Here is a 13,877-nt window from a genome sequence, read left to right on the forward strand (position 1 = left end):
AGATCGAGTGGCGATCGTCTCACCCTCCGCCGGCCTGCCCGGTGCGCGACATCCACTCGACATGCGGGATGTCGCGGTATCCGCGCCGACGGAAGCCGCGACATCCCGTATCCGGAGTTGACCTTGCCCCTGAGTCCACGACGCTCGGTTGACGACGCCCCTCAGTCGACGACGGCGAAGGCGCGGACGGGGAAGGTGCCCATACCGGCCACCCTCGGCGGGGCGGCGGTGAATCGGAAGCCCTCCGGCGGCAGGGCGTCCAGCCCGGTCAGGTGCTCCACGATCGGGATGCCGGCGGCCAGCAGGAGGCTGTGCGCGGGCCGCTCTCCACCGGCCGCCGGACCCATGTCGTCAATGTTGATCGAGTCGATGCCGACCAGGGCGGCGCCCGCGTCGACCAGCGCCTGCGCGCCGTCACCGGTCAGGTGGGGCGCTTCCGGGGCGCCGTACCCGGGGGTGCCGAAGTGCGCGTCCCAGCCGGTGTGCAGCAGCACCGCCTTGCCGGCTACGTCGTACGGCGCCAGCAGCAGCCGGTCCACCGCGCGGGCGTCGGCGGGCAGCCGGACGACGAGCCCGGGCAGGTCGGCGAGCCGGTCCAGCGGGAAACCGGACAGGTCGGCACCGTCGGCGTACCGGTGGGCGGGGGTGTCCAGGTAGGTACCGGTGTTGGCGATCATGTCGATCCGGGCCACGTGGAACTCGGTGCCCGGGGCGTAGTGCTTCCGGGACGCCTCGCGGGTCAGCCACTCGGTGATCTTCGGGGCCGGCCAGCCGGGCAGGGTGGTCATCCCGTCGGTGACCAGGTGACTCAGCTCGATCAGCCGCCGCCCGTGGACGCCGCCCGGGGCACCGCGGACGGCGCGACCGCCCTTGTGCGGTTCCTCGATGACCGTCTTGTTGGTGATCCGTACCTCGGAGACCATCAGCAGGCCGAGATGCCGGACGAACAGCGCCGCCAGGTCGGCGTCGTCGATCGTGTCGCCCGGGATGTCCAGCCGGAATCCCTCGGTGCTCAGGCCGCCGCCGTTGGCGAACGCGACCTCCGCGTCGAACTGTGCCCGCCACTGCCCACTCACGCCTACACCCGATCACCCCCCGCCCGACCAGTCAAGATCCGCCACTGCCCCTGCCGCCCCCGGGCGAGGCGACAACTTCGGGGAAAGCGCGGCCTCCCTCGCACCGCAGCCTGCACCTTCCCCGAAGTTGCGCACGCTCGTGGGGTGGTGGGTGGGCGGGGTGGTAAACGGGGAGACGGTCGGGGGGCGGAGCTAGGCTGGCATCCGTACACCCCCCGTCCGGCCGGACGCGGGGTGATCGTCGTGTCCCCACCTCGGAAGTGATCATGACTGCGCTCACCGGACTGTTCGCCGCCGCCCTGGCCGACCCGGGCCTGGCCCGCGTCCGTGACCTGGCGCGCTCCGGTGCGGCCCAGGTCGACGGGCTCGACCTGACCGCCCCGGCGGCGCTGCGCCCGTTCGCGGTCGCCGCGGTGGCGGCGGATCCCGACCACCGGGCCGGCGGCCCGGTTAGCGGCGGAAGCCCGGGTGGCGACGCGATCGCTGGCGGAGCGGGTCGGCCGGTGCTGGCGGTCACCGCTACCAGCCGCGAGGCCGAGGACCTCGTCGCCGCGCTGGGCAGCCTGCTGCCGCCCGAGCAGGTGGCGATCTTCCCGAGCTGGGAGACGCTGCCGCACGAGCGGCTCTCACCGCGCTCCGACACCGTCGGCCGGCGGTTGGCCGTGCTGCGTCGGCTCGCGCATCCGGACTCGACGGACGCGCACGGGCGCACCGGACCGCTGCGGGTGGTGGTGGCCCCCGTCCGCTCGGTGCTGCAACCCCAGCTCAAGGGGCTCGGCGATCTGGAACCTGTCCGGCTGGCCGCCGGTGACGAGGCCGACCTGGAGCAGATCGCCCGCCGGCTGACCGACATGGCGTACGCCCGGGTCGACCTGGTCACCAAGCGGGGCGAGTTCGCCGTACGCGGCGGCATCCTCGACGTCTTCCCGCCCACCGACGAGCACCCGTCCCGGGTCGAGTTCTGGGGCGACGAGGTGGAGGAGATCCGCACCTTCGCCGTCGCCGACCAGCGCACCATCGAGCAGATCGCCCAGCTCTGGGCCCCGCCCTGCCGGGAACTGCTGCTCACCCCCGAGATCCGGGACCGGGCCGCCACGCTCGCGCAGCAGCACCCGGAGCTGGCCGAGATCCTGGACAAGCTGGCCGGCGGGGTTCCGGTGGAGGGCATGGAGTCCCTGGCCCCGGCGCTGATCGGCAACGACTCGATGGAGTTGCTGCTCGACTGCATGCCAGCCGGCACCCACGTACTCCTCTGCGACCCGGAGCGGATCCGCACCCGGGCGCACGACCTGGTGCGTACCTCGGAGGAGTTCCTCCAGGCCAGCTGGGCCGCGGCCGCCGTCGGTGGCCAGGCCCCGGTCGACCTCGGCGCCGCCGCCTTCCACACCCTCGCCGACGTGCGCGCGCACGCCGCGACCCTGCGCCAGCCCTGGTGGACGCTGTCCCCGTTCGGCCTGGCCGAGCCGGTCGGCCCGGCCGCGACCCGGCAGCCGTGGGAGGACGAGCCGGAGGCGGTCGAGGTCACTCCCGACGACGCCATCGCGGTGGCGCTGACCGCCCAGCCCGCACCGCTCTACCACGGGGAGACCGCCCGGGTGGTCGACGACCTGAAGCGGTGGGCCGGCGAGGGCTGGTCGATCGCGCTGGTCTTCGAGGGCCACGGCCCCGCCCAGCGGGCCGTCGAGGTGCTGCGCGACGGCGGTCTCGGTGCCCGGCTGACCGAGGAGGTGCCGGCCGCGCCCGCCCCGGGTGAGCTGCTTGTCACCTGCGGCAGCCTGACCGGTGGCTTCGTCGACGAGGCGGCCCGGTTCGTGCTGCTCACCGGCAGCGACGTGACCGGTGGTCGGGGGGTGTCCACCCGTGACATGCGGAAGATGCCGAGCCGGCGGCGCAACACCATCGACCCGCTGGAGCTGCGCGCCGGTGACCACGTGGTGCACGAGCAGCACGGCATCGGCCGGTACGTCGAGCTGGTGCAGCGGACCGTCAACGGCGCCTCCCGGGAATACCTCGTCATCGAGTACGCCCCGAGCAAGCGCGGTCAGCCCGGTGACCGGCTCTTCGTTCCCACCGACCAGCTCGACCAGCTGAGCCGCTACGTCGGCGGCGAGCAGCCGACCCTGCACAAGATGGGCGGCTCGGACTGGCAGAAGTCCAAGGCCCGGGCCCGCAAGGCGGTCCGCGAGATCGCCGCCCAGCTGATCCAGCTCTACGCCGCCCGCAAGGCGTCCAAGGGGCACAACTTCGGCCCGGACACCCCGTGGCAGCGGGAGTTGGAGGACGCCTTCCCCTGGCAGGAGACGCCCGACCAGCTCGCCGCCATCGAAGAGGTCAAGCGGGACATGGAGCAGAGCATCCCGATGGACCGGCTGATCTGCGGCGACGTCGGCTACGGCAAGACCGAGATCGCGGTACGGGCGGCGTTCAAGGCGGTGCAGGACGGCAAGCAGGTCGCCGTGCTGGTGCCGACCACCCTGCTGGTGCAGCAGCACTACAACACCTTCGCCGAGCGGATGAGTCAGTTCCCGGTAACCATCCGGCAGCTGTCCCGCTTTCAGACGCCGAAGGAGGCCGAGCAGACCCTCGCCATGGTCGCCGACGGCACCGCCGACATCGTCATCGGCACCCACCGGCTGCTGGCGTCCGCCACCCGGTTCAAGTCGCTCGGGCTGGTCATCGTCGATGAGGAGCAGCGCTTCGGCGTCGAGCACAAGGAGCACCTCAAGTCGATGCGGGCGGCGGTCGACGTGCTGAGCATGTCGGCCACCCCGATCCCGCGCACCCTGGAGATGGCGATCACCGGCATCCGGGAGATGTCCACAATCGCCACCCCACCGGAGGAGCGGCACCCGGTGCTCACCGCCGTCGGTGCGCAGGACGACCGGCAGGTAGCCGCCGCGATCCACCGCGAGCTGCTCCGCGACGGGCAGGTCTTCTACCTGCACAACCGGGTGGAGTCGATCGAACGGGCGGCCCGACGCCTGCGCGAGCTGGTGCCCGAGGCCCGGGTGGCGGTGGCGCACGGGCAGCTGGGCGAGGACGCCCTGGAGAAGGTGATGGTCGGCTTCTGGGAGAAGGAGTACGACGTCCTGGTCTGCACCACGATCGTGGAGTCCGGCATCGACATCCCGAACGCCAACACGCTGATCGTGGAGCGGGCCGACCTGCTCGGCCTGGCCCAGTTGCACCAGATCCGGGGCCGGGTGGGCCGCGGTCGGGAGCGGGCGTACGCGTACTTCCTCTATCCGGGGGACAAGCCGCTCACCGAGCACGCCCACGAGCGGCTGGCCACCATCGCCCAGCACACCGAGCTGGGCGCCGGCATGTACGTGGCCATGAAGGACCTGGAGATCCGGGGGGCCGGCAACCTGCTCGGCGGCGAGCAGTCCGGGCACATCGAGGGCGTCGGGTTCGACCTGTACGTGCGGATGGTCGGCGAGGCGGTGCAGGCGTTCAAGGGCGAGCGTCCGGAGGAGGAGGCCGACATCAAGATCGATCTCCCGGTGGACGCGCACCTGCCGCACGACTACGTGGGGGTGGAGCGGCTGCGCCTGGAGATGTACCGCAAGCTCGCCGAGGCCCGCGACTCCGAGCGGCTGCGGGAGGTGGCCGCCGAGATGACCGACCGGTACGGCGAGCCACCCGCGCCGGTGCAGAACCTGATCGCGGTGGCCCGGTTCCGGCTGCTGGCCCGGTCCTACGGCCTCACCGACGTCAGCATGCAGGGCAAGCACATCCGGTTCGGCCCGCTGCCGCTGCCGGACTCCAAGCAGCTGCGGCTCAAGCGCTACCACCCCGACTCGGTCTACAAGGCGGCCCTGGACCAGGTAAGCGTCCCCCGCCCGACCACCCGCCGGGTCGGTGGCGAGCCACTGCGCGACCAGGCCCTGCTGGAGTGGTGCGCCCAGTTGCTCTCCGACGTCCTCGGCGTACCCGCCGGTGTCAGCGGTGGGTAAGGGGCATGAGAGAGTGACGGGCATGCGTGCTCGCCGTCTTGTCGCCGTCGCCAGCGTGGCGGTCGGCCTCGTCGCCCTCGCCGGTTGCCGTTCCGAGCCTGGTGTCGCCGCGTACGTCGGTGACCACCGGATCACCGAGGACGCGGTCACCGAGGTCATCGACGACGCTCAGGCGAAGAACCCGACCCCGACCGAGGGGGCTGAGGCGCCGCTCGGCGAGGAGCCACAGCTGCCCGGCCAGGAGCCCCAGTTGCCCGGGCGCAGCCAGGTGGTGAGCACCCTGGTGCTCAGCGAGGTCTGCGAGCGGATCTCCGCCGACGAGGGGTACCGGCCGCAGAGCCAGGTCGACCCCGCGCAGGTGGCACAGGGCATCGGTCTGAGCCCGGAGACCGGGTACGTGCGGCAGGTCGCCGAGCTGTACACCTGCCTGTCCGGCATTCCGATCGGCGCTCCGGTGGCCCCCACCGAGCAGGAGCTGACCGACCTGGTCGAGGCGGGCAAGCGGGCCGGCGCGGTGCCGCCCGAGGTGACCGTCGAGCAGGCCGCCTCCCAGCTCGACGGGGAGCAGCTGCGTCAGGCCCTGGCCAACCGCAACTCGCTGCGGGAGGCGGTCGAGACGTACGACGTGACGGTCAACCCCAGGTACCGGCCGTTGGTGTTCCCGGTGCTGAGCTTCACCGGGCAGGCCGTCGCGGTGGGCGTGCCGCTGGGTGAGCCGGCCTCCGACGCGGTAAACGACATCTCCACCCCGAGGCCGCGGCCCGAGCCGGCCGTGCCGACCGACGGCTGAGCATGCCCCGGATCGTCCTGCTGGTGACCTCGCCCCGGTTGCCGGCCGGGCTGTTGACGGCAGCCGCCTGGGACGTCGTACGCGCGGCTCCGGTGCTGGCCGCCGAGGAGAGCGAGCTGACCACGGCGCTGCGGTCGGCGGGCGCCGAGGTGCGGGTGCTCGACGGGCCGCCGGTGCCGTCGCTGCTGGACGCGGCGGCGGCGCAGGACACGGTGGTCTGGCTGGCCGGCCCGGCCGGGGACGAGTCGCTGGCCCGGGAGCTGGGGCTGCGCCTGGCCCGCGAGCCGGGGCTGGCGGAGCTGGAGCTGATGTACGGCTCGTGGGATCCGCCGGGCGCGCGGCTGCTGGACGCGGTGGCCGTGCTCGACCGGCTGCTCTCGCCCGGCGGGGATCCGTGGAAGCGGGCGCAGACCCACCGTAGCCTGGCCGGGTTCCTGCTGGAGGAGAGCTACGAGGCGTACGACGCGATAAGCGCCGGGGACACCGACGCGTTGCGCGAGGAGCTGGGCGACGTGCTGCTCCAGGTGGTGCTGCACGCCCGGCTGGCCGAGGAGCTGCCCGAGGACGAACGCTGGAGCATCGACGACGTGGCCGGTGGGCTGGTGGACAAGATGATCCGGCGTAACCCGCACGTCTTCGCGGGTGCCGAGGCGGGCACCCTGGAGGAGATCACCGCCAACTGGGAGCGGATCAAGCAGGCGGAGAAGGCCCGCGGCTCCGTCCTCGACGGCATCGCGTTGAGCCAGCCGGCGCTCGCCCTGGCAGCGAAGATCCTGGAGCGTGCCGCCCGCGTCGGCATCACCGCGCCGCTGCCGGCACCGGAGGCACAACCCGATCCGGAAACCGCCCTCGGCGCCCACCTGCTCGCCGCCGTCGCCCAGGCCCACGCCGCCGACCTCGACCCCGAAGCCGCCCTCCGCCGCACCACCCTGGCGCACGCCCAAACCATCCGCACCACCGAATCAACCCCACCCCCCACCCCCACCGCCCCCCACACCACCGGTTGATCAAGAAGTTTGCGTCTGCTGACCGGCCTTGGGCCGACCAGAACTTCTTGATCAACTGGCGTGTCGGCGGCGGGTGGTTAGGGTCGGGGGGTGGAGCGGTTTCAGGTGGTGGGGGAGCGGGTTGTCGAGGCGTTGCTGGGGAGTCGGCCGGGGCTCGCCGGGACGGCGGGCGATCATCGGGTCGACGACCGGCTGCCGGACTTCTCGGCCGACGCGGTCGCGGCGGACCGGGCGATGCTCGTCGACGCGGCCAGCGCGCTTGTCGAGATCGACCCCGACGACCTCGACATCGAGGAGCGGGTCGACCACGCCCTGCTCTCCGCCCTGGTCGACCGGGAACTGTTCGAGCTGACCGAGATCCGAGGGCACGAGTGGGATCCGCTCGTGCACAACCCCGGTCCACTGCTGCACGCCCTGCTGTCCCGCCCGTACGCGCCGGTGGAGGTGCGGTTGACCGCCCTCGCCGGCCGCCTCGCCGCCGTGCCGGATTCGTTGGCGACCGCGCGCGCGACCTTGCGTGACATGCCCCGGGTGCACGCCGAGACGGCGGTCGGGCAGTTCACCGGTGTGGCGGCGCTGATCCGCGACGAGGTACCCGCGCTGCTCGCGCAGGCGCCTGCCGGCATCGACCGGATCGAGCCGGCCGCCACCGCGGCGCTGGCCGCGCTCGACGAGTTCGTCGCCTGGCTACGCACCGGCCTGGCGGCCGACGTCGGCCCGGGGCGCGATCCCCGGCTGGGCCGGCGGCGCTGGGAGGCACGCCTGTGGCACGAACTCGACACCGAGTTGGGTGCCGCCGAGATCCAGCGCCGGGCCTGGGCGAACCTCGACCGGGTCACCGACGAGATCCGCGCGGCGGCGGTCGAGCTGGTCGGTGGTCCGGCCGACGACGAGACCGTACGCCGAGCCCTCGACCTGCTCGCCGCCGAACATCCCGACGACCACACCATCGTGGACCTGGCCTCGATCACCCTGGACGAGACGAGTGACTTCGTCCGGGCCAACGACCTGGTGACCGTGCCGGAAGACCCGTGCGCCATCCAGGTGATGCCGCAGTTCGCCCGGGGCGTGGCGGTGGCCTACTGCGACGCACCCGGCGGCCTGGAGACAGCCGCCGTGCCGACGTTCTACTGCATCGCACCGACGCCGGTGGACTGGCCCGCCCACCGAGTGGAGTCGTTCTACCGCGAGTACAACGACCACATGATCCGCAACCTCACCGTGCACGAGGCGATGCCGGGCCACTTCCTCCAACTCGCCCACGCCCGGCGTTACGCCGGCTCCACCCGGGTACGGTCGTTGATCCGCTCCGGCCCGTTCGTGGAGGGGTGGGCGGTCTACGCCGAGGAGCTGATGGTCGGCTGTGGCTTCGGTGGCCTGCCGGTGCGGTTGCAGCAGCTGAAGATGCAGCTACGGATGACCCTCAACGCGCTGCTCGACCAGCTGACGCACGCCGAGGACCTGCCCGAGGCCGAGGCGATGGCGCTGCTGACCGGACGCGGCTTCCAGGAGGAGGGCGAGGCGGCGGGCAAATGGCGCCGTGCGCTGCTGACCTCGGCTCAGCTGTCGACGTACTTCGTCGGCTACAGCGAGGTGGCCGAGATCGCCGCTGCCCGGCCACCGCACGTGTCGCTGCGGGACTGGCACGACCGGATGCTCGCCCACGGCAGTCCACCCCCGCGCCACCTGCGTACCCTGCTCGACCTGTAGGCCGCGCCTCGCCCGGCTGCCGGGGCGTCGGCTCAGGGGCCCTCGGTGCGCCGGTCCACCACGTCGGCGCCCGCCGGCAGGTCGAAGGCGCCGCCGTCGACCTGATCGCGGAAGCGGCTCAGCGCCAACTCGACAGGTTGCCCGTCGACCTGGCCGGTGAAGCTGCCCAGCGCGCCCTCCCCGGTCACGCAGGCGGTGAAGCTCTCCGCGGCCTGGCGTACGTCGACACAGGTCGAGTGGTGGCCGACGACCGTGCTGCTGCGCTCGTTGATGACCGCATCCGGATCCAACGCCGCGGCGGTCAGCCGCCCCATCACCATCGGAGGAGTGACCAGCCCCTGTAGCTCGGCCTCGGCGAAGACCACGACCGAGGGCTTGCTGTTGGGCGCGGGCGGTTCCTCAAGCGTGCAGACGGTCCGGTCGCCGTCGGTGTCGCATCGGGTGGTCGCCTCGTCGGTGACTGTCACCTTTCCGCCGGGCCAGGTGTAGCTGGACCGGGCCGGGTCCTGCGACTGGACGAAGGAGGCGCTCCGCCCGCCGGGAAGCTGGTACTCCGCCGAGTAGGTCAGCTCCAGCGCCCGGTCCATCCGCGCGGCGAGATCGTTGACGATGTCGGATCGACCCATGGCCCGTCCGGCGTCGTCCAGCGCCTGACAGCCGGTGACGGTGAGCAACGCGATGACCGACACAGCGAGCGTACGGAGAGTGGTCGAGGCGGCGGGCATGGCGACCAGCCTTGTCGATCGGGTCCCGCTCGTGCAAACCGGTTGCCGGTTGAGGCACGAGAATCCGGGAATGTCCGACCCGTCGGGTACCGGAGCGTGGTCGTTGACCCGCCCGGTCGCCGTGCCGGGGAGCGGGGACCGATACGCTGCGTTCAACACCTGCCGCTGCCGCACCGTCGCGGCCCAAACCGGACGAGACCACACGAACGAGGAGCGACTCAGTGGCAACCATCGAGGTAATCGAGGCTCGGGAGATCCTGGACTCGCGGGGCAACCCGACGGTCGAGGTCGAGGTCGGGCTCGACGACGGCACGATCTCCCGGGCGGCGGTGCCCTCCGGCGCCTCGACCGGCGCCTTCGAGGCGATCGAGCTGCGCGACGGTGACAAGGGCCGCTACCTGGGCAAGGGAGTGGAGAAGGCGGTCGCCAACATCGAGGACCGGATCGTCGACCAGCTCATCGGCTACGAAGCCAGCGAGCAGCGGGCGATCGACCAGAAGATGCTCGACATCGACGGCACCGACAACAAGGCCGAGCTGGGCGCCAACGCGATCCTCGGAGTCTCCCTGGCGGTGGCGAAGGCCGCAGCCGGGAGCGCCGACCTGAGCCTCTTCCGCTACCTGGGCGGGCCGAACGCGCACTTGCTGCCGGTGCCGATGATGAACATCCTCAACGGTGGGGCACACGCCGACAGCAACGTCGACATCCAGGAGTTCATGATCGCGCCGATCGGCGCGCCGAGCTTCCGGGAGGCGCTGCGCTCCGGCGCCGAGGTGTACCACGCGCTCAAGTCGGTGCTGAAGAAGAAGGATCTGTCCACCGGGCTCGGTGACGAGGGCGGCTTCGCGCCGAACCTGCCCACCAACGCCGCCGCGCTGGACCTGATCGCAGAGGCGGTGGAAAAGGCGGGCTACCGGCTCGGCACCGACATCGTCTTCGCCCTCGACGTCGCCGCCACCGAGTTCTTCGCCGACGGCAGCTACACCTTCGAGGGCGCGGCCAAGAGCGCCGCGGAGATGAGCGAGTACTACACCAAGCTTGCCGACGCGTACCCGATCGTCTCCATCGAGGACCCGCTGGCCGAGGACGACTGGACCGGCTGGCAGACGCTGACCGCGGCGATCGGTGACCGGGTCCAGATCGTCGGCGACGACCTGTTCGTCACCAACCCGCAGCGCATCGCCCGGGGCATCGCCGAGAAGGCGGCGAACGCGGTGCTGGTCAAGGTCAACCAGATCGGTTCGCTCACCGAGACGCTGGACGCGGTGGACCTGGCCCACCGGGCCGGCTTCAAGTGCATGATGAGCCACCGCTCCGGCGAGACCGAGGACACCACCATCGCCGACCTCGCGGTGGCCACCGGCTGCGGTCAGATCAAGACCGGTGCGCCGGCGCGGTCGGACCGGGTCGCGAAGTACAACCAGCTGCTGCGGATCGAGGAGGAGCTGGCCGACGCGGCGCGGTACGCCGGGGCGGGCGCCTTCCCGCGCTACCGTTCCGCCTGACGGATGCCGTACCTCGGGGGAGGGGTGTGATGCAGCAGCGCCGCACGCCGGGTGGTCAGCGTCCGGTGCGTCGACCGGCCCGCGCCGGCCGGCCCGGCACGGCCCGCGACGGCGGTGTCCGTGCCGAGTCGCGGTCCGCCGCCGGCCGGGCGCCGTCGGCCGCCCGCGGTGCCGAGGGCGTACGCTCCGCCAAGCGCCCCGCCGCCGCCCGGCGCACGGCTGCCGGCGGTGCGGTGACGCGGCTGTCCGCACCCCGATCCCGAGGTCTCACCGGCCGGGCCACAGTGCTCTTCGCGGTGCTGATCGCGCTCGCCCTCGCCTACACCTATCCGGTCCGGGTCTATCTGGATCAGCAGGCCGACATCGAGCGGATGGAGGCTGCGCAGGCGGCCCAGCGGAAGCTGATCGCCGAGCTGACCACCCAGGCGGAGAAGTGGCAGGACGAGGCGTACATCGAGACGCAGGCCCGGGAGCGGTTCTTCATGCGGCGGCCCGGTGAGAAGATGCTGATCCTGCTCGACGACCCGGCCGGCGCGGCCCGCGAGGCGGGCACCGCCGAGGGCCCGGCAACGCCGGTCACCCCCGACCCCTGGTACGACACTCTCTGGTCCAGCGTGCGGGCCGCCGACGCCCACCAGACCGAAGACTGAGCACCCGACGAGAGATGGCATCGTGACTGTCGTACCACCGCAGGAGCCGGCGGCGGCCTCCGTACCCCCGCCGAAGCGGGAGCCGGCCACGGAGGCCGATCTGGCCGCGGTGGCCGCGCAGCTCGGACGCCCGCCCCGCGGCACCCGGGCGGTGGCCCACCGGTGCCCGTGCGGCCTGCCCGACGTGGTGGAGACGACTCCCCGGCTGGCCGACGGCACTCCCTTCCCGACGTTGTTCTACCTGACCTGCCCCCGGGCGACCGCGGCGTGCAGCCGGCTGGAGTCGGCCGGGCTGATGAAGGAGATGGCGGAGCGGCTGGCCACCGACCCGGAGTTGGCCGCCCGGTACCGCGCGGCGCACGAGGACTATCTGGCCCGCCGGGACGCCATCGCCGAGGTGCCCGAGATCGCCGGCATTTCCGCCGGCGGGATGCCCGGACGGGTCAAGTGCCTGCACGTTCAGCTCGGTCACGCGCTCGCCGCCGGGCCGGGGGTGAACCCGTTCGGTGACGAGACGCTCGACCTGGTCGAACCGTGGTGGACGACCGGACGCTGTGTCGATGTCCCGGAGGCCGGGTGAGCGAGGGCGACGTCGTGGTTCGGCGGGCCCGCACCGCCGATGTGCGGGCGATCCGACGACTGGTCGACACCTACACCGACGACCGTCGTCTGCTCAGCAAGGCCACGGTCACCCTGTACGAGGACGTGCAGGAGTTCCGGGTCGCCAGCCGGGTCTCCGACGGTGCGGTGGTGGGCTGCGGCGCGCTGCACGTCATGTGGGAGGACCTGGCCGAGATCCGTACGGTGGCGGTCGATCCCCGCTGTCGGGGCCAGCGGATCGGCCACCGGATCGTTACGGAGCTGATCGACGCGGCACGGGAGCTGGGGGTGGCCCGCATCTTCGTGCTGACCTTCGAGACCCGTTTCTTCGGTTCGTTCGGTTTCAGTGAGATCGACGGCGCCCCGGTGCCGCACCCGGTCTACGAGCAGCTGCTGCGTTCGTACGACGAGGGTGTCGCCGAGTTCCTCGACCTGGAACGGGTCAAGCCGAACACCCTGGGCAACACCCGCATGCTGCTACGCCTCTGACAGCCCCCGCTCGGCCCCGTCACCCGGGTCGCGCTGTCACTCGCTGTGTCCGACTCCCCGCTGGTCCACTTACCACCTTGGCCCCTTTGCTCTGCTTACCCATACGCACAGGTTTACTTTCGGTGATGGTTGGCTGGGTATGGATCGGTCTGGGCTTTCAGGGAACCCCTGTTCATGAGGGGGTTGCGTATAGGTAAGCAGAGCAAAGGGGGCGATGGGGAGGACGGGGGGTGCGGCTGTTCGACTCCGGAGAGTCACCGCCGGTGTGGCTACATTCCGTGCATGCGGTGCCCGGAGGAGTGGGTCGGTGGTGGCGGTAGGGTTTCGTCGTGACGACGCGTGTGGCCGCCATCGACTGTGGCACCAACTCCATCCGGTTGCTGGTTGCCGACCTGCCCGACCCGTCGGCGGGACCGGCCGCACCGCTTGTCGACCGGAGCCGGCGGATGGAGATCGTCCGGCTCGGTCAGGGCGTGGACGCCACCGGCCGGCTCGCTCCGGAGGCGATCGAGCGGACCCGGGTCGCGCTCGCCGACTACGCCGCCGAGATCGAGAAACTGGGTGTCGAGCGGGTGCGGATGTGCGCCACGTCGGCCAGCCGGGACGCGGAGAACGCGGCCGACTTCCGCGCCATGGTCGAGCAGACGCTCGGCGTCGCGCCGGAGGTGGTCAGCGGGGACGAGGAGGCGCGGCTGTCGTTCACCGGAGCGGTGCGCGGCCTGCCCGCCGACGCGCCGTCGCCGTACCTGGTGCTGGACATCGGTGGCGGCTCGACCGAGTTCGTCGTCGGCACCCGGGACGGTGGGGTCGACGCCGCGATCTCCATGGACATCGGCTGCGTCCGGATGACCGAGCGACACCTGCACGGTGACCCGCCAGGGCTGGACGAGATCGCCGCCGCCCAGGCCGACATCGCGGTCGCGGTGGATCGGGCGCTTACGGCCGTGCCGGGACGGCAGGCGGCCACGCTGGTCGGGCTCGCCGGGTCGGTCACCACCGTCGTCGCGATCGCCGAGGGCCTCACCGGGTACGACCCAGCCCGCATCCATCACGCCCGAGTGTCGTACGACCGGGTGGCGGAGGTGACCGCCGAGCTGCTGGCCATGACGCGCGAGCAGCGGCTGGCCATCCCGGTGATGCATCCCGGCCGCGCCGACGTGATCGGTGCCGGCGCACTGGTGCTCCGCGTCGCCATGGAGCGGGCGGGCATGGCCGCCGTGGTCGCCTCCGAGCACGACATCCTCGACGGCATCGCCTGGAGTCTGGCAGACGCGAACGGGAGGTATCGGCGCTAGCGCGAACAGGAGGTGAATGCCACTGTTCCGGCATCTTCCCGGCGGCGGTCACCGCGTGGCAGGCTACCCGCACG

Annotated in this window: 11 protein-coding genes; 9 read left to right on the forward strand and 2 right to left on the reverse strand. The window is 72.0% G+C overall.

Going from position 1 to position 13,877, the window contains the following annotated elements:
* Nucleotides 1-161: 161 nt before the first annotated feature.
* Nucleotides 162-1,076: a cyclase family protein gene (locus Vse01_RS10560; RefSeq protein WP_093406342.1), complete on the reverse strand. Its 915-nt coding sequence runs from the start codon at nucleotides 1,074-1,076 to the stop codon at nucleotides 162-164.
* Nucleotides 1,077-1,342: 266 nt separating this feature from the next.
* Here Vse01_RS10560 and mfd point away from each other — a divergent pair, with 266 nt between their 5' ends.
* The 4 genes from mfd (at nucleotide 1,343) to Vse01_RS10580 (ending at nucleotide 8,539) form a co-directional block, all read left to right on the forward strand.
* Nucleotides 1,343-5,032 (forward strand): transcription-repair coupling factor, encoded by a 3,690-nt coding sequence (gene mfd, locus Vse01_RS10565; RefSeq protein ID WP_093406670.1) that lies wholly within the window; start codon nucleotides 1,343-1,345, stop codon nucleotides 5,030-5,032.
* Between the two features lie 22 nt (nucleotides 5,033-5,054).
* Nucleotides 5,055-5,822, forward strand: coding sequence for a hypothetical protein (locus tag Vse01_RS10570; RefSeq protein ID WP_093406344.1), 768 nt, complete (start codon nucleotides 5,055-5,057; stop codon nucleotides 5,820-5,822).
* Between the two features lie 2 nt (nucleotides 5,823-5,824).
* Nucleotides 5,825-6,829, forward strand: a complete 1,005-nt coding sequence (locus Vse01_RS10575; protein WP_093406347.1) for a nucleoside triphosphate pyrophosphohydrolase — start codon at nucleotides 5,825-5,827, stop codon at nucleotides 6,827-6,829.
* 90 nt (nucleotides 6,830-6,919) lie between these two features.
* Entirely contained in the window at nucleotides 6,920-8,539 is a 1,620-nt protein-coding gene (locus Vse01_RS10580) for a DUF885 domain-containing protein (protein ID WP_093406349.1), read from the forward strand.
* Nucleotides 8,540-8,571: 32 nt separating this feature from the next.
* On the opposite strand, the gene Vse01_RS10585 is transcribed toward Vse01_RS10580, so the two are convergent.
* Nucleotides 8,572-9,264, reverse strand: coding sequence for a hypothetical protein (locus Vse01_RS10585; RefSeq protein ID WP_093406352.1), 693 nt, complete (start codon nucleotides 9,262-9,264; stop codon nucleotides 8,572-8,574).
* 221 nt (nucleotides 9,265-9,485) lie between these two features.
* Between Vse01_RS10585 and eno the strand changes: the two genes are divergently transcribed.
* The 5 genes from eno to Vse01_RS10610 all read left to right on the forward strand — a co-directional run bounded on the left by eno (nucleotide 9,486) and on the right by Vse01_RS10610 (nucleotide 13,803).
* Nucleotides 9,486-10,769 (forward strand): phosphopyruvate hydratase, encoded by a 1,284-nt coding sequence (gene eno / locus Vse01_RS10590; RefSeq protein WP_093406354.1) that lies wholly within the window; start codon nucleotides 9,486-9,488, stop codon nucleotides 10,767-10,769.
* Nucleotides 10,770-10,798: 29 nt separating this feature from the next.
* A complete protein-coding gene (locus Vse01_RS10595) occupies nucleotides 10,799-11,419 on the forward strand; it encodes an FtsB family cell division protein (RefSeq protein ID WP_093406673.1) in 621 nt (206 codons plus the stop codon).
* Between the two features lie 22 nt (nucleotides 11,420-11,441).
* The gene (locus Vse01_RS10600; protein ID WP_093406357.1) at nucleotides 11,442-11,999 is read left to right on the forward strand and encodes a DUF501 domain-containing protein; all 558 of its coding nucleotides are present in this window, start codon (nucleotides 11,442-11,444) and stop codon (nucleotides 11,997-11,999) included.
* Nucleotides 11,996-12,508, forward strand: coding sequence for an amino-acid N-acetyltransferase (locus Vse01_RS10605; protein WP_093406359.1), 513 nt, complete (start codon nucleotides 11,996-11,998; stop codon nucleotides 12,506-12,508). Before Vse01_RS10600 ends, Vse01_RS10605 begins: the two co-directional genes overlap by 4 nt.
* Nucleotides 12,509-12,849: 341 nt before the next feature.
* The gene (locus tag Vse01_RS10610; protein WP_093406362.1) at nucleotides 12,850-13,803 is read left to right on the forward strand and encodes a Ppx/GppA phosphatase family protein; all 954 of its coding nucleotides are present in this window, start codon (nucleotides 12,850-12,852) and stop codon (nucleotides 13,801-13,803) included.
* The last annotated feature ends 74 nt before the right edge of the window (nucleotides 13,804-13,877 follow it).

Source organism: Micromonospora sediminimaris (assembly GCF_016863575.1).
GTDB lineage: Bacteria > Actinomycetota > Actinomycetes > Mycobacteriales > Micromonosporaceae > Micromonospora > Micromonospora sediminimaris.

What these genes read in the sequence shown, in the direction of transcription:
- Vse01_RS10595 (WP_093406673.1), top strand. Translation starts at nt 10,799, where the DNA reads ATGCAGCAGCGCCGCACGCCGGGTGGTCAGCGTCCGGTGCGTCGACCG.
- Vse01_RS10575 (WP_093406347.1), top strand. Translation starts at nt 5,825, where the DNA reads ATGCCCCGGATCGTCCTGCTGGTGACCTCGCCCCGGTTGCCGGCCGGG.
- mfd (WP_093406670.1), top strand. Translation starts at nt 1,343, where the DNA reads ATGACTGCGCTCACCGGACTGTTCGCCGCCGCCCTGGCCGACCCGGGC.
- Vse01_RS10570 (WP_093406344.1), top strand. Translation starts at nt 5,055, where the DNA reads ATGCGTGCTCGCCGTCTTGTCGCCGTCGCCAGCGTGGCGGTCGGCCTC.
- Vse01_RS10585 (WP_093406352.1), bottom strand. Translation starts at nt 9,264, where the DNA reads ATGCCCGCCGCCTCGACCACTCTCCGTACGCTCGCTGTGTCGGTCATC.